We start from the raw sequence: 22,617 nt of genomic DNA on the forward strand, positions 1-22,617 counted from the left end.
CCCCATCGCTGAAGTCGATGGGGCCATCTGCGCATCGAAGGGGCCATGCGCGGAGGGTGCCCGACCGGGACCTGGCGCGGACGCGCTTGATCGTCGCTGGTCAGGGACCGGTCGGGCGGGGCGGTCCATCCACCGCGGGGACGGCGTGCACAGCGTTCTTAATCGTTAGTGGGGTGGCGGACCCTCACGACCAGGGTGGCGGCCATGACGGCCAGGGCCGCGACCACGGCCACCACGGAGACCACCGGCGCTTCCGGCTGACCGGACCAGCGGCCGACGGCGATCCACACCAACCCCCACGCCAGCGACAGCGCGGGCGCCACCCGGCCCCGGCCGCCCACGGCGAGCAGCCACCCGATCCCCGCCGCCACGATCAGGACGACGACGGCGAGCGTGGTCGCCAGCGGATCGGTGACCGGCAGACCGCCGACCGCGACCAGCACGGCGGCCGCGTTGGCCACCGTCGCGATGCTCACCCACCCCAGGTAGAGCCCGATCACGCCGTCGAGCAGCACCCGCTGCACGGGCGGGCGGCTTGCCGTCGTCGCGGTTCCTGTGACCGGCCCTGTCCTCGTGAGCCGAACGAACGCGACGACGAGCACCGCCAGCAGCGCCACGATCACCACCAGCGCCCCGGTCACCGACCCGGCCTGCGCGATGAGGATCCACGCGGCGTTGAGCAGCAGCGAGGCCACCACCCACCAGCCGGTGGCGCGCTGGCGGGCGTCGTGGCGCTGGGCGGGCAGGAGCTGGTAGACGGCGAGCGCGAGCAGCCCGGCGTAGATGACCGACCAGATGCTGAATGCCGGGCCGGCGGGCGCCACGAGGGTGGCGCTGGCAGAGAGCGCTCCACCGGCGGCCTGGTCGATCGGCGTGCCGACGACGGCCCCCGACCCGAGGAAGCCACCGATGACGGCGACGACGGCGGCCAGGACGACGGCGACGGCGCGCGTGGTGTCCGAGGAGCTGCTGGACGAGCGGCCCCTGGACATGTGGCCCGCGGCGGGCGAGACGCTGGACATGCCGGTCATGCGAGTCACGGTAGGTCTGTCAGAGCCGTGCGGCACGATGACGCCGTGCGCACCTACCGGGACGAGGCCGTCGTCCTGCGCACCCACAAGCTGGGCGAGGCCGACCGGATCGTCACCCTCCTCACACGCCACCACGGCAGGGTCCGCGCCGTCGGCAAGGGAGTGCGACGCACCTCCAGCCGGTTCGGTGCCCGACTGGAGCCGTACATGTTGCTCGACGTGCAGCTGCACGTGGGCCGCTCCCTCGACGTCGTCCAGCAGGTCGAGACCCTGGCCCCCTACGGGAGGTTCCTCGCGGAGGACTACGGCCGCTGGACGGCCGCCGCCGCCATCGCAGAGACCGCCGAGCGGATGACGAGTGAGGAGCGCGAGCCGGCCACCCAGCAGTTCCTGCTGGTGGTGGGGGCACTGCGGACGCTGGCCGGTGGCCAGCACGACGCCTCGCTCGTGCTCGACGCCTACCTGCTCCGGGCGATGGCGGTGGCGGGATGGGGCGCGAGCCTGGCGGCATGCGCCGTCTGCGGTGACCCGAGCGCCGCAGCAGTCGACCACCCGGCCTTTTCCGTCGCGTCCGGCGGGGTGGTGTGCCGCGAGTGCCGGCCGCCGGGGGCCGCTGCTCCGGACGTGCGCACCCTGGCGCTGCTGCAGCAGCTGCTCTCGGGAGACTGGGATCGTGCCGATGCTTCCGAGGTGCGCCAGCGCCGGGAAGGCAGCGGGCTGGTGGCTGCCTACCTGCAGTGGCACCTGGAGCGGGCGGTGAGGTCGCTGCCCCTGGTCGAGAGGGCGTGAGCGCGTGAGGCTGGTCACGGCAGGCGGAGTGGTCGACCGAGTGACCGTGAGCAGCGGCGAGGGGCCCGTCCGATGAGGGGCCGCCGGCCCGCTGCGGGAGCACCCGCCCGGAGGACGGCGCCCGTCGTCCCCCCGCCGCCGCACCCCTCCGGAGCGCGTCCGCCCGCGGTGCCCGCCGACCTCGTGCCGAAGCACGTGGCCATCGTCATGGACGGCAACGGCCGGTGGGCCAACGCCCGCGGGCTGCCGCGCGTCGAGGGGCACAAGATGGGGGAGGGGGCGCTGCTCGACGTCGTCGCCGGGGCCATCGAGATCGGTGTCCAGCACATCTCGGCGTACGCCTTCTCCACCGAGAACTGGAAGCGGTCACCGGAAGAGGTGCGCTTCCTCATGGGGTTCAACCGCGACGTCATCCGCCGCCGCCGCGACACCATGCACGAGTGGGGGGTCCGCGTGCGGTGGGCGGGCCGTCGTCCCCGGCTGTGGCGCTCCGTGGTCAAGGAGCTGGAGGAGGCCGAGCAGCTCACCGCCGGCAACTCCACCTGCACCCTGACGATGTGCGTCAACTACGGCGGCCGGGCGGAGATCGCCGACGCCGCGAAGGCGCTGGCGCGCGAGGTGGCGGCCGGGCGGCTCGATCCGGAGAAGATCGACGAGCGCGCCCTGGCCCGCCACCTCGACGAGCCCGACCTACCTGACGTCGACCTCTTCCTGCGCACCAGCGGTGAGCAGCGGACGTCCAACTTCATGCTCTGGCAGTCGGCGTACGCCGAGCTGATGTTCGTCGACACGCCGTGGCCCGACGTCGACCGCCGCGTCCTGTGGCGCGCCGTCGAGGACTACGCCCGCCGCGACCGGCGCTACGGCGGCGCCCTCGACAAGCCCACGCAGCTCGACTCCACGCTGCTCGACGGAGCGACGCACGCCGATGCCGCGGGTGCGCGTGCGGCTGGCGGTCAGCCCGGCTGAGCGTGCTTCGGCACGAACGCCGGAGCCGGCGGCCCGGGAGGTCCCGGGCCGCCGGCTGCCGCTCAGCGACCAGCGGTTCACACGCCGCCCTGCGTGCGAGCCCGCAGCTCGGCGAGCTGCTCGACCATCGCCTGCGGCAGGCGGGCGCCGAACTTCGCGAAGAGCTCCTCGACGCCGTCCGCCTCGCGGGCGTAGTCGGCCGGGTCGGCCGTGAGCAGCTCGGTGACGACGTCGGCGGGAAGGTCGAGCCCGTCGGTGTCGAGGTCCGCGGGGTTCGGGACCAGGCCGGCGGGCGTGTCGACGGCGTCGACACGGCCCTCCAGGCGAGCCACCACCCACTCGAGCACGCGGCTGTTGTCGCCGAAGCCCGGCCACAGGAAGCTGCCGTCGGCGCCCTTGCGGAACCAGTTCACGGAGAACAGCGCCGGCGCGTTGTCACCCAGCAGCTCGCCCTGCTCGAGCCAGTGGTTCCAGTGGTCGGCGGCGTTGTAGCCGGTGAAGGGCAGCATGGCGAACGGGTCACGGCGGACCTCGCCGACCACGCCCTCGGCCGCGGCGGTCTTCTCCGAGGCCATGGTGGCCCCGAGGAAGACGCCGTGGGCCCAGTCACGGGCCTGCGCCACGAGCGGCACGGTGGTGGCGCGGCGACCCCCGAAGAGGATCGCGTCGAGGACGACGCCCTCGGGGTCGTCCCAGGAGTCGGCGAGCGTCGGGCACTGCTCGGCGGCCACGGTGAAGCGGGCGTTCGGGTGCGCGGCGGGCTTGCCGGACTCCGGCGACCACGGCTCGCCGCGCCAGTCGATGAGGCCCGGCGGCGGGGTGGCGGTCAGGCCCTCCCACCACACGTCGCCCTCGGCGGTCTGGGCGCAGTTCGTGAAGATCGTGTTGCCCCACAGCATGTGGTGGGCCGCCGGGTTGGTCGCCTCCGAGGTGCCCGGTGCGACACCGAAGAAGCCTGCCTCGGGGTTGATGGCGCGCAGTCGGCCCTCGGCGTCACGGCGCATCCAGACGATGTCGTCGCCGAGGGTCTCGACCTTCCAGCCGGGCAGGGTCGGCGTCATCATCGCGAAGTTGGTCTTGCCGCACGCGGAGGGGAACGCGCCGGCAACGTGGTACTGCTTGCCCTCGGGGGAGGTCACCCGTACGAGCAGCATGTGCTCGGCGAGCCAGCCTTCCTGCCGGCCCATCGCCGAGGCGATGCGCAGCGCGAAGCACTTCTTGCCCAGCAGGGCGTTGCCGCCGTAGCCGGAGCCGTAGCTCCAGATTTCGCGGGTCTCGGGGAAGTGGGCGATGAGCTTGGTCTCGTTGGAGGGCCACGCCACGTCCTCACGGACCTGCTGGCCGAACTCGTTCTCCAGCGGGTAGCCGACCGAGTGCACGGCGGGCACCCACGGCGCACCGGCCTCGATGAGCTCGCGGGCGGCGGTGCCGACGCGGGTCATCGTGCCCATGGACAGCACGGCGTAGAGGGAGTCGGTGACCTGGACGCCCAGCTGGGAGATGGGGCCGCCGACGGGGCCCATGGAGAAGGGGACCACCCACATCGTGCGACCGCGCATGCTGCCCTCGAAGAGCTCGATGAGCTCGGCCTCGAGGTCCACCGGGTCACGCCAGTTGTTGGTGGGGCCGGCGTCCTCGGGGTCCGTGGTGGCGATGACGGTGCGGTCCTCGACACGGGCGACGTCGTCCGGGGCGGAACGCACGAGGTAGCTGCCGTAGTGGGGCTCGGGGAGCGGCTCGAGGGTCCCCTTGCGGACGCCCATCGCGATGAGACGGTGGCGCTCGGCTCCCGAGCCGTCGCACCACACCACGCGGGCCGGCTGGGTGAGCTCGGCGATACGGGCAACCCACGCGTGGACGTCAGGCACGCGGGAGCCGGTCGTGGTGGGGATGTCGTCGATGAGCGTCATAGCTGCTCTCCTCCATTGGGGCGGGCTCCGTGCTTCTGACCTCTACTGTTCCCCGTTCGCAACCCACCTTGAAGGGTCGGAGTCTGTAAAGAATCGCGATTCTTGCGGTACCGTCAACAGCGTGACCGCTGGGGGCCGTGACGCCGATCACACGATCGACCGCAGCGCTGATCGAGGTGCCGATCGAGGTGCTGACCCTCTGACCGTGGGGCGCCGCGTGCGGCACCTGCGCACCCAGCGCGGACTCACCCTCGAGCAGCTCGCCGCTGACACCGGCGTCTCGGCCAGCCAGCTCTCCCTGGTGGAGAACGGGCACCGCGAGCCCAAGCTCGGCCTGCTGTCAGCCCTCGCCGCGGCGCTCGGCGTGCCCGCCGGCTCCCTGCTCGACCCGGAGCCCCCCACGCGCCGCGCGGCGCTCGAGATCGCCCTGGAGCGCGCGCAGGCGAGCAGCGCCTACGCCCGACTCGGGCTGCCCTCGGTGCGCCCGTCGCGCACGCTGCCCACCGAGGCGCTCGAGGCGCTGGTCGGGCTCCACAGCGAGCTGCGGCGCCGCGACGAGGCCGCCAGTGCCACGCCGGAAGAGGCGCGGCGTGCCAACACCGAGCTGCGCCAGACCATGCGCGCCGTCCACAACCACCTCCCGGAGCTCGAGGAGCTCGCCGAGCGGCAGCTGCGGGCCGCCAAGCACAGCACCGGCCCGCTCACCCACCGCACGGTGGCCCGCATGGCCGCCGACCTCGGGCTCACGATCATCCACGTCGACGACCTGCCCCACTCCACGCGCACCGTCACCGACCTCGAGAACGGCCGCATCTACCTGCCGCCGGTCTCCATCCCCGGCGGCCACGGCCTGCGCTCGCTGGCGCTGCAGGCCATGGCCCACCAGCTGCTCAAGCACTCGGCCCCGGTCGACTACGCCGACTTCCTCCGTCAGCGCATGCAGATCAACTACTACGCCTCCGCGTGCCTGGTGCCCCGCACGCCGGCGCTGGAGCTGCTCTCCGCCGCCAAGGCCGCCAAGGACCTCGCGGTGGAAGACCTGCGCGACGCCTTCGGCATCACCCACGAGACCGCTGCCTGGCGCCTCACCAACCTCGCCATGCACGACCTCGGCATCCCGGTGCACTTCCTGCGCGTCACCGAGGACGGCTCCCTCACCAAGGGCTACGAGGACGACGGCGTCGGCTTCCCCGCCGACGCGGGCGGCGCCATCGAGGGCCAGTACGTGTGCCGACGGTGGGCCTCGCGCGCCGTGTTCTCCCAGCGCGACCGCACCACCGAGTTCCACCAGTACACCGACACCCCCGCCGGCACCTTCTGGTGCAGCGCCCAGACCGGCCGCGACGCGTCCGGCAGGCGGTTCTCTATCACCGTGGGCGTTCCCTACGTGCACGCCAAGTGGTTCCGCGGCCGCGACACCCCGGTGCGGGCCCGCTCCACCTGCCCCGAGGAGAGCTGCTGCCGCCGTCCTCCGGTCGACCTCGCCGACCGCTGGGCGGGGCGCAGCTGGCCGTCGGCCACCATGCACGCCCACGTGCTGGCGCCGCTGCCCACCGGCTCCTTCCCCGGCGTCGACGACGCCGAGGTCTACGCCTTCCTGGAGCGCCACGCGCACTGACGCGGCACCGATACTCGCTGCCCCGATCGTCCACCACCCCCGCGAGAGACCTGGGAAGATCCTCCGATGCCCGACACCGTCCGTGACGCCGCCCGTGACGCAGCGCAGCTGACGCCGCGCGTCGTCATCACCGAAGACCGCCGCCGGATCGCCACGTACGACCTGGGCGCCTCCGACGCCCCGGCCGACGCGCCCGTCGTCCTCGCCGTCCACGGGTTCGCCTCCAGCTTCGAGGCCAACTTCGTGCGCACCGGGTGGACACGGGACCTGCAGCGCGCCGGGGTCCGCGTGATCGGCGTCGACCAGCGCGGCCACGGCGCCTCGGAGAAGCCGCACACCCGCGACGCGTACTCCCTGGAGCACCTCGTCGAAGACCTGCGCGTGGTGCTCGACACCTACGGGGTTCACCAGGTCTTCTACGTCGGCTACTCTCTCGGGGCGCGGGTCGGATGGCGCGCAGCCCTCGACATGCCCGACCGCATCCACCGCGCCGTCCTCGGGGGCATCCCCGACGGCGCCCCGCTGACCCGGTTCCGCACCGACGAGGCCCGCCACGCGCTGGCCACCGGCGAGACGCCGTCCGACCGCGTCACCGCCGGCTACCTGACCATGGCCAGCGCCGTGCCCGGCAACGACATCAATGCCCTGGTCGCGCTCGTCGAAGGCCTGCGCCGCGGCGGCCCCGACGACGACCCCGACCCGCACGACCCGCCGCAGATGCCCGTGCTGTTCTGCACCGGCAGCGAGGACGGCATCATCGGCGGCTCACGGCGTCTCGCCGAGGCCACCCCCGGTGGCCGCTTCTACGAGATCCCCGGCCGTCACCACTTCAACGCCCCGGTGTCCCGGCAGTTCCGGGAGACGGCGATCGACTTCGTGCTCGGCCGCTGAGCGGCCGCTGAGCGGCCGCTGTCCACGATCACGACGGCGGCGGGCGGGCGGCCGTTGAAGCTGCTCGCCGTCACCGACGTGTACGCGCCCATGGTGGGGCTCACGACGACGTCGCCCACCGCCAGGCGGGGCATCGGCCACGCGCGGGCGATGACGTCCAGGCCGCAGCAGGTCGGGCCGGCGACCGTCACGCTGTCGACCAGCGGGGCGCCGCCGAGCTCCGGCGCAGCCAGGAGCAGGGGTCTCACGTGCTCCGTGAGCACGTTGGACCAGCTGCCGTAGAGGCCGTCGTCGAGGTAGGCCCACGCACCGTCCGGGCGCTCGGCCACGCTCACCACCCGGGTGACCGCCAGCCCCGCCTCGGCCACGACGGCGCGGCCCGGCTCGGCGATCACCGTCATCCGACCGTCGAGCGCGGCGAGCACCGGCCGCAGCGCCCTCGTGATGTGCGCGAGCGGGGTGGCGGGGGAGTCGTAGGACGCGGGGAACCCGCCGCCGATGTCGAGGACGTCCAGGTGGATCCCGTGGCGTGACTCGACCTCGTCGACCAGCGCCAGCGTCGTGGTGAGGGCCCCCAGGAACGGCTCGACGGCGTTCATCTGGCTGCCCACGTGGTAGCTGAAGCCCGCCACCGGCACGCCGTGATCGATGGCCATCGCGACCAGGCGCCGCGCGGTGGCCGGGTCGGCCCCGAACTTGCCGGACAGGTCGACGGCCGCCCGCGCGTCGCTGTGCGCCAGACGGACCAGGGCCCGGCAGCCCGCGGGCAGCGCTCGGAGCTTCAGCAGCTCGGTGGCGTTGTCGACGACGAACAGCCGTACCCCCTGCGCGGCAGCGGCAGCGCGCTCCGCGGGCGTGGCGACCGGGTTGGTCCACAGCATCCGGTCTCCCGTGACGCCCAGCGTCGCGAGGAGCTCCGCCTCGGCGGTGCTCGCGACGTCGAAGCGCGCTCCCGCGTCGGCGAGCGCCGCCAGAACGTCCGGATGGTCCAGCGCCTTGACGGCGTAGTGCAGCTGCACCCCGGGCAGCTGCGCGCCCAGTTCTCGGTAGCTGGCGACGGCGACGGCGGGGTCCAGCACCAGCAGCGGGCTGCCGTGGCGCGCCACCAGAGCCTGCAGCCCGTGCGCTCCCCAGCGGTCGGCGAGCTCGCGGCGCCGCCGGGCACGCATCCCGCCGCCGCCGTCGTCGTCGAGGTCTTCCTCGGCCTCCAGCGGTGCTGGGGGCGCCAGGGACGCCAGGGGTACGGACCGCTCCGCCTGGACAGGCCCGGCCACGCGCTGGCGCCAGCCCAGCACCACCGTGGCCCGGTGCGCCAGCGCGGCGCAGCTGTAGAACGCGGCGTCCGCGATCACCTTGCCCACCAGCAGCGCGAAGACGGCCTGCGGAACGAGCAGCGTCGCCAGCCAGATCAGCGTCGGTCGCGCCAGGGCGTCCAGGGCCTCGGCCGGGCCGTACTCGGCGGCCGCGAGGCGCAGGGACCGCAGCACCAGCGCGCGACCGCGGGCGCCTGCGCGGCGCTGCTCCAGCACGACCTGCCCCACGGCCACGCTGTAGAAGCCGAGGTTCTCGGCCACGGAGGCCGCCAGCGCCGCGCGCAGCGGCGAGCCGGTGGCTCCGAGCACCGCGGTGCCGGCGAGCAGCAGGAGCGTGGTGCCCGCCACCTCGCTCGGCAGGTACCGGCGCACCCAGAACGCGACGGGGCGCAGGTGCCGGAGCAGCCGGATCCCGGTGGACGGCGGTGTCGCGGATACCTGCTGGTGCATGTGAGCTCCTGGCGCCGGGGGAAGGGCGCGGTCACTGTGGTGGGCGGAGCGTCCCCGGCGCATCGGGGCCAGCACCTACCTGGCCGGGTGGCCGGGTATCCAGCGGTGGCGCAGTGTCAGCGGTGGCGCACGGCCGAGACGACGACGGCCACGGACGCCGCGAACGCGGCGCAGGCGGCGACCGCGCGGACGGCGAACCACTGCTCCCACTCCGTGCGGACCTCGCGCCAGTCCGCGGGCGGCGCGGACGGGTCCCAGGTCGCCATCTGCTGGTTCAGCGGGAGGTCGCCCCGCAGGATCGCCATCAGGACGACGACGAGCGCGGCCACGGCCGTTCCGGCCAGCAGGGCGGTCCTGCGCCGCCCGGAGACCGCAGCTGCCGCGGTCGTGAGGGCCATCACGATCAGCGTGGCCAGCAGCAGCGGCTTCATGAGGAGCGGGTAGGCCTCGTCCAGGGCGTGCTTGGTGAGCACGAAGGTGCTGGGGTCGAGCTGTCGCAGGGCCCGGACGAGCGGTCCGCCGCTGACGTGGACGCCAGCTACCAGACCCGTTCCGGCGGTCCCGACGACGGCGAGGCCGGCCGCCAGCACGCCCGCCCGGGTGCGCACCGAGGAAGCCGGTGGGCCGCCTTGAGCCACGTTCGGTGGTGTCTTCGGTGAGGTCTCCGACGCAGTGCCCGTGGTAGCCCGCATGGTGCCCCCTGTGTGCGCTTCTTCGGATCCAGAGTCCTGTATCCGATACAGAAGTCTGGATCCGATGCGTACGGGGGGCAAGAGACCCGCGGCGAGCTGTCGACACCGAGCCACGGTCGGTCGGTGGGGCGCCGCGGCCATGGCCGGCCTCGACGCGCCGGCCGCCGTCGTCGTCGTCCTGACCCCGAACGCCGCGAGTCGGACCGCCTGGGTCCCCGGGCTGCGCGTGCCTAGGATCGAGGGTCCGCCGACAGCCCAGCCGGAGAGGGTCCACGCCATGAGCGCCACGCCCGACAGCAAGACCAGCAAGCCCAGCAAGAAGAAGTCCAGCCTCGACGACGTCGTCAGTCTCGCCAAGCGGCGCGGCTTCGTCTTCCCCTCCGGGGAGATCTACGGCGGCACGCGCTCGGCATGGGACTACGGGCCGCTCGGCGTGGAGCTCAAGGAGAACATCAAGCGCCAGTGGTGGCGCTCGGTGGTGACCAGCCGCGACGACGTCGTCGGCCTGGACTCCTCCGTCATCCTGCCGCGGCAGACGTGGGTGGCCTCCGGCCACGTCGGCGTCTTCACCGACCCCCTCACCGAGTGCCAGCAGTGCCACAAGCGCTACCGGTCCGACCACCTCGCCGAGGAGTTCGAGGAGAAGAAGGGCCGCGCGCCCGCCGGCGCCAACGGTGGCCTCGAGGAGATCACCTGCCCCAACTGTGGCACCCGCGGCCTGTGGACCGAGCCCCGCGACTTCAACATGATGCTCAAGACCTACCTCGGCCCTGTCGAGGACGAGTCCGGCCTGCACTACCTGCGGCCCGAGACCGCGCAGGGCATCTTCGTGAACTTCGCCAACGTCATGGGCTCGGCGCGCAAGAAGCCGCCGTTCGGCATCGGCCAGATCGGCAAGTCCTTCCGCAACGAGATCACGCCCGGCAACTTCATCTTCCGTACCCGCGAGTTCGAGCAGATGGAGATGGAGTTCTTCGTCGAGCCCGGCACCGACGAGACCTGGCACCAGTACTGGATCGACACCCGCACCGACTGGTACGTCGACCTCGGCATCGCCCGGGAGAACCTGCGCCACTACGAGCACCCGAAGGAGAAGCTCAGCCACTACTCGACGCGCACGGTCGACATCGAGTACCGCTTCGGCTTCTCCGGCAGCGAGTGGGGCGAGCTCGAGGGCATCGCCAACCGCACCGACTTCGACCTCAAGACCCACTCCTCGCACAGCGGCACGGACCTGAGCTACTTCGACCAGGGCAAGGGTGAGCGGTGGGTGCCGTACGTCATCGAGCCCGCCGCCGGTCTGACCCGCTCGCTCATGGCGTTCCTCATCGAGGCGTACGCCGAGGACGAGGCCCCCAACGCCAAGGGGGGCATCGACAAGCGGACCGTGCTGCGCCTCGACCACCGCCTCGCGCCGGTCAAGGCCGCCGTGCTGCCGCTGTCGCGCTCGGAGGACCTCTCCCCGAAGGCCCGCGACCTCGCCGCGCAGCTGCGCAAGACGTGGAACGTCGACTTCGACGACGCCGGCGCCATCGGCCGCCGCTACCGCCGCCAGGACGAGATCGGCACCCCGTTCTGCCTCACCGTCGACTTCGACACCCTCGAGGACCAAGCCGTCACCGTCCGCTCCCGAGACACGATGACCCAGGAGCGCGTCTCCCTCGACCAGGTGGAGAGCTACCTGGCGGGGCGCCTGCTCGGCTGCTGAGGCGGTCCGGGTCGCAGCGGCCCCACGGGCCGCCCTCTGCTCCACAGGCCGCACCTGCCACGCGCGGCGCGTTCGGTGGAAGCTGTCCCGGGCCACGGCCTCGGACGGCTCCCATCGAACGGCTGACCGCGACACGCCGCCCGGCCTAGTCTGGTGGGCGTGTTGCTGACTCCCGACCAGGTGCCCCCGCTGGGTGGCCCCGTACGCCTCCTCCCGATCTCCGGGGGACCCGAGCAGCGGGGCACCCTGTCCGACTGGAGCACCAGCCCCGCTGGGCTGGTCGCTACCGCCGTCGTCACCCTCGACGACGCCGGGGCGGCCTCGCTCGCCGACGAGCCGGTGTGGGCGCACCTCCAGAGCGCCCGCGGCGCTGCCGTCGTGCTCGAGGCCGTCGCCGAAGGCACCGCCATCGCCGGCGAGCTCCTGCTCACAGGGGTGCTCGCCCTGGCCACCGAGCAGCAGCGCGCCGAGCCCCGAGCCGACATCGCGCGCCGCGCGCAGCTGCGCGGCCGGGTGGCCGCGGCCGCCCGCACCATCGACCTGTCGCGCACCGGTGCGCGCGTGGTGCTCGCCACCGACGCCGCGCTTGCCAACTTCGGCGCCTCCGCCGATGACCACGTGGAGCTCGTCGTCGAGGTCGACGCGCACGAGACCGTCGTTGCCTCGGCCCGGGTGGTCCGCGTGGACGCTCAGCGCTCCGAGGTGGCACTGAGCTTCATCGACCTGCCCGACGCCGACGCCACCCGCATCGAGCGGGCCGTGCTCGGGCAGATCTCCAGCGACCGCGAGCAGGCCGGGGTCACCACCAGCTCCTGAGGGGTTGCTGGCCGGCGTCGGCCGCCTCCCGCCTCCCTCCTTGAATGGCACGGGGTGGCCCCGTGCCACTCGAGGAGGGAGGGGGCGAGGGCAGGACGGGGCGGCGGGACGGCGTGAGCGCGAAACGACGGCGGGCCCGGACGCACCGAGCGCCGGCCTCCTCGAGGGAGACCGGCGCTCGGGCGTCGGGGTGGGGCGGTTCAGCGCTGGGCGCTGCCGACCAGGGGGCGGTCGCCCGAGAGGTCCAGGGCACCGTCACGCTCGGACGGGGCGTCCGGGCCGGCGGTCGGGGCGCCGTGGCCACCGTCGGCGGCCAGGGAGCTCTCGTCGAAGGGCAGGTCGCCGGCGAGGACGGCCTTGACGCGGTTCTTGTCGATCTCCTTGGTCCAGGTGCCCACCAGGACCGTGGCCACCGCGTTGCCGGCGAAGTTGGTGACGGCGCGGGCCTCGGACATGAACCGGTCGATGCCCACGATGAAGCCGACGCCGGGGACCAGGGCCGGAGCGTGGGCCTGGAGGCCGCCGGCCAGGGTGGCCAGGCCGGCGCCGGTGACACCGGCGGCGCCCTTGGAGGCGAGGATCATGAAGGCGAGCAGACCGATCTGCGCCGGGATCGACAGCGGGGTGCCCATGGCGTCGGCGATGAAGATCGAGGCCATCGTCAGGTAGATCGCGGTGCCGTCGAGGTTGAACGAGTAACCGGTGGGGACGACGATCCCGACGACCGGACGGGCCACGCCCAGGTGCTCCATCTTGGCGATGAGACGAGGCAGCGCGGTCTCGGAGGACGACGTGGAGACGATGAGCAGGAACTCGCGGCCGAGGTACTTCAGCAGGCTGAAGATGTTCAGGCCGGTGACGACCCGCAGGATCGTGCCGAGGATGACGAAGACGAAGACGGCGCAGGTCAGGTAGAAGGCGCCCATGAGGATCGCGAGGGCCTTGAGGGCGTCGACGCCGGTGGCACCGACCACCGCGGCGATGGCGCCGAAGGCGCCGATCGGAGCCAGCCACATCACCCAGGCGAGGATCTTGAAGACGAGCTTCTGCAGGTGGCCGACCAGGTCGAGCAGCGGCTTGCCGGCGTCGCCCATGGTCTGCAGCGCGAAGCCGACCACGAGGGCGACTGCGAGGACCTGCAGCACCTGCTCCTGCACGAGGGCGGAGAAGAGGGTGGTGGGGATGAGCCCGGTGACGAAGCCGATGAAGCCGGGGTGCTCAGCGGAGGCCTCGGCGGCCTTGGCGGCGGCGTCCTGGGCTGCCTTCGCGGAGGCGTCGGAGATGGTGAGCCCGTCGCCGGGGTGAATGATGTTGCCGACGACCAGGCCGATGATCAGGGCGAGCGTGGACATCGCGAGGAAGTAGCCGAGGGCGATGCCGCCGACCTTGCCGACGGTGGCGGCCTTCCGGATGGAGCCGATGCCCAGGACGATGGTGCAGAAGATGACCGGGCCGATCATCATCTTCACCAGTGAGATGAAGGCGTCACCGATGGGCTTCATGCCCTTGGCGGTCTCCGGGGCAGCCAGGCCGAGCACGATGCCGGCGGTCACCGCGACGATCACCGCGATGTACAGCCAGTGCGACTTGTCCTTGTGCTTCTGGGGGACGGTCCCGGCCGGGACCGCTGCTGCTGAGCTGCTCATGATCAGCGCACCTCCACGTCGTCGTGTTCGGGGCTGCACCGCCCCGGGGTGTGTGCTGCGGGTCACAGCCCGCCTGGTTGAAGAGAGTGCGCTGCCGCCGCGCGGGTGTCGCGCTTGTGGTCGTTGTGTTCATGGGCCGTGAACTCCAGGCATGCTTGCTGCTGTGCGCGTGACGGGGCCGTGGCGGAGGTCGACCTCGCTCGCCCGTGAACTGCTCGTGCTCCAGGTGGCGTTGCTGGTCGTGGTGATGCTCGCTGTCGCCGTCGTCGATGCGGTCCTGGACGTCAGGCGCGATGAGCAAGCCGCCGCTCAGCGGGTGCTGGGGGTTGCGGAGTCGCTGGCACTGAGCCCGACGGTGCAGGAGCTCGCCGTCGCTCCGGGCACGGTGCAGAGCCGGTCCGCGGTGCTGCAGCCCTTCGTCGAGGCGGTCCGTTCCGAGACGCGCCTGTCCTTCATCACGGTCATGGCGCCCGACGGCACCCGGTGGACCCACCCGGACGCGGCGCAGATCGGCCGCACCTTCCTCGGGTCGCGCGAGCCGGCGTTGTCGGGTCAGCCGTTCACCGAGACCTACGCCGGCACGCTCGGTCCTTCGGTCCGCGCGGTGGTCCCGGTCTTCGCGTCGGCGGAGGCGACTGAGGCGAATGGCACGACTGGGGCGACTGGCCCGACTGATCAGGACGACGACGGCGCCCGCCGCGTCGTGGGGCTCGTCGCCGTCGGCGTGACCACGGCCCAGCTCAACCAGGAGTTCCTGCGGAGCCTGCCGCTGCCGCTGGCGCTGCTGGCGGCGATGCTCGGGGTCTCGCTGGCGGGCAGCGCCCTCGTGTCGCGGCGCCTGCGCCGCCAGACCCACGGCATGGCCAGCGACGACATCGAGCGGTTGCGCTCCTCGCACGAGGCGGTGCTGCACTCGGTGCGCGAGGGGCTGCTCGTCGTCGACCCGGACGGGCGCGTCGGCGTGGCCAACGACGAGGCGCGCCGCCTGCTGGGGCTGGAGTCCGACCCCGTCGGCGTCCCCGTGGCCGAGCTGCCGATCGCGACGTCGGTGCGCGATGTGCTCGTGGAGGGCCGTGCCGCCACGGACGAGACCCATCTCACCGACGATCGCGTGCTCGTGGTGAGCCAGTCGCAGGTGGAGTGGACCGGCCGACGGCACGGCGCGGTGGTGACGCTGCGCGACAGGACGGAGCTGGAGGCCCTCACCGGGGAGCTGGACTCCACCCGCGCCCTGTCCGAGGCGCTGCGGTCGCAGGCCCACGAGGCCGCCAACCGGCTGCACACGGTGGTGGTGCTCGTCGAGACGGGGCACCCCGATCGGGCCGTGGAGTACGCCGTGGAGCAGCTGGAGCTGTCCCAGCGCCTCACCGACAGCGTGCTGGAGAGCGTGGAGGAGCCCGTGGTCTCGGCGCTACTGCTCGGCAAGACCGCGCAGGCCGCCGAGCGTGCCGTCACCGTCCGCATCCACGAGGACAGCCACCTCCCGGCCGACCTCGTCACCGCGCCCGGCTCGTCACGTGACCTCGTGACGGTGCTCGGCAACCTCCTCGACAACGCCGTCGACGCCAGCGCAGCCCCCGAGCTGGGCGGCGGACCTCGCGACGTCAACGTGCTGCTCCGCCCCGACGGCGACGACCTGCTGGTCCGCGTGGACGACACCGGCCCCGGCCTGCCCCCCGAGCTGGTGGCCACCGCGTTCACGCGCGGTTGGTCCACCAAGGTCGCCACCTCGGTTGCGGGTCGCGGTCTGGGCCTGTCGCTGGTCGACCAGGTGGTCCGCCGCCGCGGCGGCACGGTCGAGGTGCTGGCCCGCAGCGACGTCGAGGGCATCGAGGGCATCCAGGACGACGACGGCGGTGTCTCGGGCACCCGCTTTGAGGTGCGGCTGCCGCTGGCCGGTCTGCGGTGAGCGGCCCGGCGAACGCCCCCGCCCGCACGACCCGGGGGGTCCGCGTCCTCGTCGTGGAGGACGAGGCGCTCGTGGCCGCTGCCCACGCGCAGTACGTCGACGCGCTGGGCGGGTTCGAGCTCGCCGGCGCCGTCGGCACGGTCCGTGACGCGGTCTCCCAGCTCAAGGCGGCGGCGACCGCGGGGCGCCCTGTCGACCTGGTGCTCCTCGACCTGGACCTGCCCGACGGTCACGGCCTGGACCTCGTCCGCTCGTTGCGCGCGGCACGCTGGACCGGTGACGTCATCGCCGTGACCTCCACACGCGACCTCGCCGCGGTGCGTTCGGCGGTGTCGCTGGGCGTGGTGCAGTACCTGCTCAAGCCGTTCGCGCGGCGCTCCTTCGAGGACAAGCTCACCCGCTACCTCGACTACCGCGCCCAGCTCGCCGCCGACGGCAGCGGCCCGCTGGGACAGGACGACGTCGACAGGGCCTTCGCGGCGCTGCGCACGCCCGGCGAGGCGTCTTCCGCGCTGCCCTCGGGCCTGGTGGCCGAGACGGTCGACGCGGTGCGGCGTGCGGTGGCCGCGGCGCCGTCGTCGGCCTCGGAGGTGGCGGCCGCCTGCGGCACCTCGCGGGTCACGGCGCGCCGCTACCTCGAGCACCTCACCGAGGTCGGTGAGCTCGAGCGCCACCAGCGCTACGGCGGTACCGGCCGCCCCGAGGTGGAGTACCGCACCGCCCGCCGCCGCTGAGGTGCCGGTAGTGAGGGGCTGCGGCGGACCGGGGAGGGGAGCCCCGTGACGTCTGTCATGGGCAGGTCGTGACGGCGGGCCCAGGGCTGACGACGCCGTCGTGACGATGCTCGTGCCATGAGCACAGCGAGCATCGCGAGAACCCCAGTCCCGGACCCGGGCACGGCCTCCGCTAGCGTCCCCGCGCTCGTGCTGCGCGGTCTGACGCAGCGGTTCGGGAACGTCACTGCCGTCGACGGACTCGACCTCACGGTCCAGCCCGGAGAAGTCGTGGCCTTCCTCGGTCCCAACGGCGCCGGCAAGACCAGCACCCTCGACATGGTGCTGGGCCTGACCCGTCCCACCGCCGGCATGGTCCAGGTGTGCGGCACCACGCCCCGCGACGCCGTCGACCGCGGCTGGATCTCGGCGGTCATGCAGACCGGGGGGCTCCTCAAGGACCTCACCGTCGCGGAGACGGTCGAGCTGACCGCAAGCCTGTTCGCCAGCCACCAGCCGCTGGACGCCGTCATGGAGCGCGCCGGCATCGCCGGGATCGCCGAACGGCGCGTTGGCAAGTGCTCCGGCGGCGAGCAGCAGCGGCTGCGGTTCGCGATGGCGCTGCTGTCGGACCCGCGCCTGCTGGTGCTCGACGAGCCGACCACCGGCATGGACGTCGAGGGCCGCCGCGCATTCTGGGGCGCCATCCAGGCGGATGCCCAGAAGGGCCGCACGGTCATCTTCGCCACCCACTACCTGGAAGAAGCCGACGCCTACGCCGACCGCGTGGTGCTCGTCAGCCGCGGACGCGTGGTCGCCGACGGCACTGCCGCGCAGGTGCGGGCCATGTCGTCGGGGCGGACCGTCCGCGCCACCTGGCCGGGAGCCACCCCCGCCGAGGTCGACCGGCTCGGCCTGCTGGACGGGGTGGAGTCCGTCTCGCTGACCGGCAGCACCGTCACCGCGCACACCACCGACTCCGACGCGCTGGCCCGCCACCTGCTGACCGCCACGCCGTGCCGCGACCTCGAGGTCACCGCCCGCGGTCTGGAAGACACCTTCCTCGCCCTCACCCAACCCACGACGTTCCCGCAGGAGCAGCGATGACCGCCACCGCCCAGGCCACCCAGACCACCCCGACGACCCCGACGACCCCGATGAGGACGACGACGACGGCGAGCGCCCGCCCCGACCAGCCTCCGGCGGTGCGCCGGCCCCTGGTCAACCCCACGTACCTGCGGCTGGAACTGCGGCGCCTGCTGCGCAACCGCCGCACGCTGATCTTCAGCGTGCTGCTGCCGGTGGTGTTCGTCCTGAGCTTCTCCGGGGCCCAGTCCGATCCGCAGGGCAAGGCCTACGTGGCCATCAACTTCGCCGTCTACGGGGCGATGGTCGCCGCGGCGGTCACGGGCGCCGCCGTGTCCATCGACCGCAGCTCCGGCTGGAGCCGCCAGCTGCGCCTCACGCCGCTGCGTCCCACCTCCCAGGTGGTCACCAAGGTGCTGACGGCGCTCGTGCTGGCTGCGCTGCCCGTCGTCGTCGTCCTTGGAGTGGGAGCCCTGATGGGTGGCCGGCTGAGCGCGGGGGAGTGGCTCGGCGCGGCGGCCGCGGCGTGGCTGGGGGCCATCCCGTTCGCGGGGCTCGGGCTGGCCGTCGGCTACCTCGTGCCCGCGGAGACCGCGATGCAGGTGATCGGTGCCGGCATGTCGCTGCTGGCGATGGTGGGCGGCCTGTTCGTGCCGCTGTCGGTCTTCGGCACCACCATGCGGCACCTAGCGGCCCTGACGCCCGCGTGGGGCCCGAGCGTGCTGGCGCGGTACTCCTTCGCCCACGAGGCCAGCGTCGGCGCAGGCGTGACGAGCATCATCGTGTGGGGGGTGCTCTTCGCGGCGGCCGCGGCCTGGCTGTTCCGCCGGGACACCGCCCGCGTGTGACCATCACCCCCGTGCGCTCGACAGCGAGCACGGCTCGGCCCTCGGCCGGCGCAGCGACGGCTGCGTCGGCCGGGGCTGCGCTGCCGTCGTCGTCCCCGTCGTCCCCGTCGTCCTCAGCCTCGCTGACGCCGTCGCGCACCGCCCTGCGGTGGCGCCGGTGGGGCTGGCTCCTGGCGGCCGTGTGGCTGGTGTTCCTGCTCAACCCCCTGCTGCCGGCGCTGCGCAACCCCGACCGGAGCTCCGGGGCGGTCTCGGTGGTGGCGATCCTCGCGTTCGCCGTGCTGTACCTGTGGTCGCTGGCGTTCCGTCACCGCTCCCGCGACCCGTACGGCTGGGCGCTGGAGCAGGAGCCACAGGCCGCGTGGACCACGTTCGCCGCGCTCGTGGTGCTCTCGGCGATCTCCTTCGTCGGGGCGGGGATCGACGGCGCGGCGACGTTCGTCTTCCTCGCCGTCTACGCGCTGTTTGCGTTGCCCCGCCTCGCCGGGGTGGTCATCACGGTGGGTCTCGTCGTGGGCTGCCTCGTCGCGCCCTTCGTGGATCCCCGCCTTGGCGACCTCGACGGGATCGCCCTGTCCACCGCGCTGGCCGGCACCACGATCTTCGGTGTCACCGCCACCGCCCGGGGTGGTCGCGCGCTGGCCATGGCCCAGCGGGACCTTGCCCGCCTCGCCGTGGTCGAAGAGCGCGGCCGCGTGGCCCGTGACCTGCACGACCTGCTCGGTCACTCCCTCACCGTCGTGACGCTCAAGGCGCAGCTGGCCGCCCGTCTGGTGGAGGCGGATCCCGCGCGGGCGGTCGCCGAGATGGAGGAGGTGGAGCGCCTCTCCCGCGACGCCCTCGCCGACGTCCGCGCCGCGCTCGCCGGGTACCGCGAGGCCAGCCTGGGCACCGAGCTGGCCGGCGCCCGCCAGGCCTTGGCCGCAGCGGGCATCACCGCGCACCTGCCGGCCAGCGTCGACGCCGAGCTGCCCGCCGAGGTGCGCGAGGTCTTCGCGTGGGCGGTGCGCGAGGGGATCACCAACGTGGTGCGCCACAGCGCTGCCCAGCACTGCTGGGTGGAGCTCACGCCGAACGAGCTGGTGATCAGCGACGACGGCCGCGGCCCCGTCGCGGGCAGCGCAGGCTCCGGGCTAACCGGCCTGTCCGAACGCGCACGCCTGGCCGGCGCCAGCGTCACCACAGGGCGGTCCAGCGCCGGAGGGTTCCGCCTGTCCGTCACGGTGGACGACAGCACCGATGGCAGCGTCGCACCACGAGATCAGGACGACGACGGGGGCGTCCGCGCATGACGACGCTGCGACTGTTGCTCGCCGACGACCAGGCCCTCGTCCGTGGCGCGCTCGCGGCGCTGCTGCAGCTGGAGCCCGACCTCGACGTCGTCGCCGAGGTCGCCCGCGGCGACGAGGTGGTGGTCGCTGTTCGCGAGCACCGTCCCGACGTGGCTCTCCTCGACGTCGAGATGCCGGGCCTGGACGGCATCACCGCCACCGCCGCGGTGCGCGCGGCCTGCCCGGCCACGCGGGTCCTCGTGGTGACCACGTTCGGGCGACCCGGCTACCTGCGGCGTGCGATGGAGGCCGGGGCGTCGGGCTTCGTCGTCAAGGACACCCCTGCCCGCGAGCTCGCCGACGCCGTCCGCCGCGTGGCCGCGGGCCTGCGCGTCGTGGATCCGGCCCTGGCCGCGGAGAGCCTCGCCGCCGGGACCAGCCCGCTGACCGAGCGCGAGACGCAGGTGCTGCGCGCCGCCCGCGACGGCGGCACCGCCGCTGACCTGGCCGCTGTGCTCCATCTCAGCGAGGGCACCGTGCGCAACCACCTGTCGTCAGCCATCGGCAAGACCGGGGCACGCACCCGCGCGGAGGCGGTGCGGCTGGCCGAGCAGAACGGCTGGCTCCTCGGCTGAGCGTGGTCACGACCAGCCGGCGCGGTCTGCTGGCCACTGTCTGCCGGCCACGACCTTCTGGGTCGCGATTGCTCGCGGCACCTAGCCTGGTGCGGGTGAGTGCGACGAGCGGGGGCGTCGGGCTTCGGTCCGAGCGCGGCCCGGTGCTGCTGGGCGTCATGCTGTCGACGGCGCTGGTGGCCATCGACGCCACCGTCATCGCCACCGCCGTCCCCTCCGTGGTGGCTGAGCTGGGCGGCTTCTCGCAGTTCCCGTGGCTGTTCAGCGCTTACCTGCTCGCGCAGGCCGTGACCGTGCCGGTGTTCGGCAAGCTCGCCGACGTCTTCGGCCGCAAGCCCGTGATGCTCGTGGGCATCGGCCTGTTCCTCGTCGGCTCGGTGCTGTGCGGCGCGGCATGGTCGATGGAGTCCCTCATCGTGTTCCGTGCCGTCCAGGGCCTCGGCGCGGGAGCGGTGCAGCCGATGTCCATGACGATCATCGGCGACGTCTACTCCGTGGCGGAGCGCGCCAAGGTCCAGGGCTACGTCGCCAGCGTGTGGGGCGTCTCCTCCGTGGTGGGCCCGACCCTCGGCGGGGTCTTCTCCGAGTACACGAGTTGGCGCTGGATCTTTTACATCAACATCCCCCTCTGCCTTGTGGCCGCCGCCGCGATCGGGTGGCGCTTCGACGAGCAGCGGGGGCGGCGCACTGGCCAGGACGGTGACGAGCCAGGTCGGAAGCGTCGTGCTCCGCTCGATCTGCTCGGCGCCTCCGTGCTCACAGTGGCCCTGACCCTGCTGGTGCTCGGGGTGCTGGAGGGCGGCCAGGCGTGGCCGTGGGCGTCCGTGCCCGGTGTGGGTGTGCTGGTGGCCGACGCGTTGCTGCTCGGGGTGTTCGTTCTGGTGGAGCGGCGCGCGGCCGACCCCGTCGTGCCGCTGCACCTACTGCGGCGTCGGTTGATCGTCACCACGAGCGCCGCCTCCGCCTGCATCGGGGCGGTGCTCCTGGCCCTGACCTCCTACGTCCCGACCTTCGTACAGGTCTCCCTGGGAGCCGGGCCGCTCGTCGCCGGGTTCGCGCTCGCGGCGCTCACCATCGGCTGGCCGATCTCCGCGTCCCAGTCGGGACGCGTCTACCTGCGCGTGGGGATGCGCACCACGGCCGTTGTCGGGGCGGTTGTCGTGCTTGGTGGTTGCGCCCTGCTGCTGCCGCTCGGCAGTTCGTCGAGCGTGCTGGCCGTGGCAGGCGCGTCCTTTGCCATCGGCCTGGGCATGGGCCTGACCGCCGCGCCGACCCTCATCGCCGCGCAGGCCGCGGTCGGATGGGGTGAGCGCGGCGTGGTGACCGGTCTCAGCATGTTCGCGCGCTCGGCGGGCAGCGCAGTCGGCATCGCCGTCTTCGGGGCCGTGGTCAACGCGAGTCTCGGTGGGCGCAGCGCCGAGGGCGCAGGGGTAGCGCCGGGAGAGCTCGCCGACGCCGTCCACCTGGTCTTCCTCGGCGTGCTGGCGCTCGCGGTGGTGCTACTGGTCGCCGTCGTCCTCATGCCGAAGGACCGTCCCGCTCCACGCTCCAGCGGTCAGCCAGACCCCGACGGCGACCTCCAGGCCAGCACCTGAACGTGAGTCTTGATCACTGACGTCCGGGTGGCGTCCTCGCCGCTGAGAGCGGCAAGCGGGACATGTGCGGTCGGCCGTGGACTACGAGAAGTCACGAACGTGCTGTCCGCAGCAGAGCTGAAGGAAGCGTGCGCGCACGCCGCAGACTTCGTCGAGACCGACGGCAGCACCCCGCAGCATGCACAGTCGAGCCCTCATGCAGCCCAGGGCAAGCAACCGCTCGCCGAGTCCACCACGGTCGCAGTGCCAGGGTGGATGTCGAGCTCAGCGCACAGTCTGCGCGGGGAGGCGCAAGCACGCCAGCAGCCGGCGTCCCCAGCAAGCTCGGTACGGGCATCACCGAGCAGCCCGGCACGAAGCCGAGGCGCAGGGGGAGTGCCTCAGCACTCGCAGGTGCCGTGGCGAGAGGGGATGTCCGGGCATCCCGCGTCGACCCCGACATCAGGGTCGGCAATGTCGGACGGGTCACGATGTTGATGTTGATGTTGTGGGGGCGAAGGCGGAGGCGGTCCCGATGGCCCTGGTGGGTCACCACCAGCACCTGCCCGTCGCGCTCCGCTACCGGCACGTCTGCCCTGGGCGGGGATCGCCAGCGTGAGCTGACGGGCGGTCTGTTCTCGCAAGGACCTTCTCGGGTTGATCACCCACCGTTGCAGCGGGTCCACCGCCCGCGGCGGCCGGATGTGCGGCACCCCGTCGACCATCCGCACCCCCCACACCCCCAAGG

At 73.0% G+C, this 22,617-nt stretch carries 18 protein-coding genes; 13 read left to right on the plus strand and 5 right to left on the minus strand.

Annotation, left to right across the window (positions count from 1 at the left end; translation table 11 throughout):
• Positions 1 to 158 precede the first annotated feature (158 nt).
• The gene (locus tag BXY45_RS09210) at positions 159 to 1,031 is read right to left on the minus strand and encodes a tryptophan-rich sensory protein (protein ID WP_211319393.1); all 873 of its coding nucleotides are present in this window, start codon (positions 1,029 to 1,031) and stop codon (positions 159 to 161) included.
• A 45-nt stretch (positions 1,032 to 1,076) separates the two neighbouring features.
• Between BXY45_RS09210 and recO the strand changes: the two genes are divergently transcribed.
• Together recO and BXY45_RS09220 are read left to right on the plus strand one after the other, a co-directional pair.
• Positions 1,077 to 1,820 (plus strand): DNA repair protein RecO, encoded by a 744-nt coding sequence (gene recO, locus BXY45_RS09215; protein WP_109774026.1) that lies wholly within the window; start codon positions 1,077 to 1,079, stop codon positions 1,818 to 1,820.
• 72 nt (positions 1,821 to 1,892) lie between these two features.
• A complete protein-coding gene (locus BXY45_RS09220; protein ID WP_109774027.1) occupies positions 1,893 to 2,789 on the plus strand; it encodes an isoprenyl transferase in 897 nt (298 codons plus the stop codon).
• Between the two features lie 77 nt (positions 2,790 to 2,866).
• On the opposite strand, the gene BXY45_RS09225 is transcribed toward BXY45_RS09220, so the two are convergent.
• Positions 2,867 to 4,699 (minus strand): phosphoenolpyruvate carboxykinase (GTP), encoded by a 1,833-nt coding sequence (locus tag BXY45_RS09225; RefSeq protein WP_109774028.1) that lies wholly within the window; start codon positions 4,697 to 4,699, stop codon positions 2,867 to 2,869.
• A gap of 205 nt (positions 4,700 to 4,904) precedes the next feature.
• Here BXY45_RS09225 and BXY45_RS09230 point away from each other — a divergent pair, with 205 nt between their 5' ends.
• The gene (locus BXY45_RS09230; RefSeq protein ID WP_245961715.1) at positions 4,905 to 6,317 is read left to right on the plus strand and encodes an XRE family transcriptional regulator; all 1,413 of its coding nucleotides are present in this window, start codon (positions 4,905 to 4,907) and stop codon (positions 6,315 to 6,317) included.
• Positions 6,318 to 6,383: 66 nt separating this feature from the next.
• Positions 6,384 to 7,208: an alpha/beta fold hydrolase gene (locus tag BXY45_RS09235; protein ID WP_109774030.1), complete on the plus strand. Its 825-nt coding sequence runs from the start codon at positions 6,384 to 6,386 to the stop codon at positions 7,206 to 7,208.
• Here the strand turns inward: BXY45_RS09235 and BXY45_RS23800 are convergent.
• Together BXY45_RS23800 and BXY45_RS23190 are read right to left on the minus strand one after the other, a co-directional pair.
• Positions 7,139 to 8,971: a type III PLP-dependent enzyme gene (locus tag BXY45_RS23800; protein ID WP_211319394.1), complete on the minus strand. Its 1,833-nt coding sequence runs from the start codon at positions 8,969 to 8,971 to the stop codon at positions 7,139 to 7,141. The genes BXY45_RS09235 and BXY45_RS23800 overlap by 70 nt on opposite strands.
• A 116-nt stretch (positions 8,972 to 9,087) precedes the next feature.
• Positions 9,088 to 9,579 (minus strand): anthrone oxygenase family protein, encoded by a 492-nt coding sequence (locus tag BXY45_RS23190; protein ID WP_170131408.1) that lies wholly within the window; start codon positions 9,577 to 9,579, stop codon positions 9,088 to 9,090.
• Positions 9,580 to 9,940: 361 nt separating this feature from the next.
• Here BXY45_RS23190 and BXY45_RS09250 point away from each other — a divergent pair, with 361 nt between their 5' ends.
• Positions 9,941 to 11,371, plus strand: a complete 1,431-nt coding sequence (locus tag BXY45_RS09250; protein WP_109774032.1) for a glycine--tRNA ligase — start codon at positions 9,941 to 9,943, stop codon at positions 11,369 to 11,371.
• A 159-nt stretch (positions 11,372 to 11,530) separates the two neighbouring features.
• Positions 11,531 to 12,187 (plus strand): PilZ domain-containing protein, encoded by a 657-nt coding sequence (locus BXY45_RS09255; protein ID WP_170131409.1) that lies wholly within the window; start codon positions 11,531 to 11,533, stop codon positions 12,185 to 12,187.
• A 200-nt stretch (positions 12,188 to 12,387) separates the two neighbouring features.
• Here the strand turns inward: BXY45_RS09255 and BXY45_RS09260 are convergent, their stop codons facing one another.
• Complete coding sequence (locus tag BXY45_RS09260; protein WP_109774034.1) at positions 12,388 to 13,833, minus strand: cation:dicarboxylate symporter family transporter; 1,446 nt, start codon at positions 13,831 to 13,833, stop codon at positions 12,388 to 12,390.
• Positions 13,834 to 13,996: 163 nt separating this feature from the next.
• Here BXY45_RS09260 and BXY45_RS09265 point away from each other — a divergent pair, with 163 nt between their 5' ends.
• From BXY45_RS09265 to BXY45_RS09295, 7 genes are all read left to right on the plus strand, one after another.
• Positions 13,997 to 15,742, plus strand: a complete 1,746-nt coding sequence (locus tag BXY45_RS09265) for a sensor histidine kinase (protein WP_211319395.1) — start codon at positions 13,997 to 13,999, stop codon at positions 15,740 to 15,742.
• Positions 15,739 to 16,476, plus strand: a complete 738-nt coding sequence (locus tag BXY45_RS09270) for a response regulator (protein WP_109774036.1) — start codon at positions 15,739 to 15,741, stop codon at positions 16,474 to 16,476. Before BXY45_RS09265 ends, BXY45_RS09270 begins: the two co-directional genes overlap by 4 nt.
• Before the next feature lie 117 nt (positions 16,477 to 16,593).
• A complete protein-coding gene (locus BXY45_RS09275; protein WP_109774037.1) occupies positions 16,594 to 17,562 on the plus strand; it encodes an ABC transporter ATP-binding protein in 969 nt (322 codons plus the stop codon).
• Positions 17,559 to 18,389, plus strand: coding sequence for an ABC transporter permease (locus BXY45_RS09280; RefSeq protein ID WP_109774038.1), 831 nt, complete (start codon positions 17,559 to 17,561; stop codon positions 18,387 to 18,389). The genes BXY45_RS09275 and BXY45_RS09280 overlap by 4 nt, the downstream gene beginning before the upstream one ends.
• 11 nt (positions 18,390 to 18,400) lie before the next feature.
• Positions 18,401 to 19,681: a sensor histidine kinase gene (locus BXY45_RS09285; protein WP_146211145.1), complete on the plus strand. Its 1,281-nt coding sequence runs from the start codon at positions 18,401 to 18,403 to the stop codon at positions 19,679 to 19,681.
• On the plus strand, positions 19,678 to 20,295 hold the full coding sequence (locus tag BXY45_RS09290) for a response regulator transcription factor (protein WP_109774040.1): 618 nt from the start codon (positions 19,678 to 19,680) through the stop codon (positions 20,293 to 20,295). Before BXY45_RS09285 ends, BXY45_RS09290 begins: the two co-directional genes overlap by 4 nt.
• Positions 20,296 to 20,384: 89 nt before the next feature.
• Positions 20,385 to 21,890 carry an MDR family MFS transporter gene (locus BXY45_RS09295; protein WP_425468312.1) on the plus strand — a complete coding sequence of 502 codons (1,506 nt, stop codon included), beginning with the start codon at positions 20,385 to 20,387 and terminating at the stop codon, positions 21,888 to 21,890.
• Positions 21,891 to 22,617: the final 727 nt, after the last annotated feature.

Source organism: Quadrisphaera granulorum (genome assembly GCF_003149145.1).
In the GTDB taxonomy this organism is placed as follows: Bacteria; Actinomycetota; Actinomycetes; order Actinomycetales; family Quadrisphaeraceae; genus Quadrisphaera; species Quadrisphaera granulorum.

Coding starts and splice junctions, on each gene's coding strand:
- BXY45_RS09235 (WP_109774030.1), top strand. CDS start 6,384: ATGCCCGACACCGTCCGTGACGCCGCCCGTGACGCAGCGCAGCTGACG.
- BXY45_RS09290 (WP_109774040.1), top strand. CDS start 19,678: ATGACGACGCTGCGACTGTTGCTCGCCGACGACCAGGCCCTCGTCCGT.
- BXY45_RS09220 (WP_109774027.1), top strand. CDS start 1,893: ATGAGGGGCCGCCGGCCCGCTGCGGGAGCACCCGCCCGGAGGACGGCG.
- BXY45_RS09250 (WP_109774032.1), top strand. CDS start 9,941: ATGAGCGCCACGCCCGACAGCAAGACCAGCAAGCCCAGCAAGAAGAAG.
- BXY45_RS09275 (WP_109774037.1), top strand. CDS start 16,594: ATGAGCACAGCGAGCATCGCGAGAACCCCAGTCCCGGACCCGGGCACG.
- BXY45_RS09280 (WP_109774038.1), top strand. CDS start 17,559: ATGACCGCCACCGCCCAGGCCACCCAGACCACCCCGACGACCCCGACG.
- BXY45_RS23800 (WP_211319394.1), bottom strand. CDS start 8,971: ATGCACCAGCAGGTATCCGCGACACCGCCGTCCACCGGGATCCGGCTG.
- BXY45_RS09225 (WP_109774028.1), bottom strand. CDS start 4,699: ATGACGCTCATCGACGACATCCCCACCACGACCGGCTCCCGCGTGCCT.
- BXY45_RS09210 (WP_211319393.1), bottom strand. CDS start 1,031: ATGACCGGCATGTCCAGCGTCTCGCCCGCCGCGGGCCACATGTCCAGG.
- BXY45_RS09260 (WP_109774034.1), bottom strand. CDS start 13,833: ATGAGCAGCTCAGCAGCAGCGGTCCCGGCCGGGACCGTCCCCCAGAAG.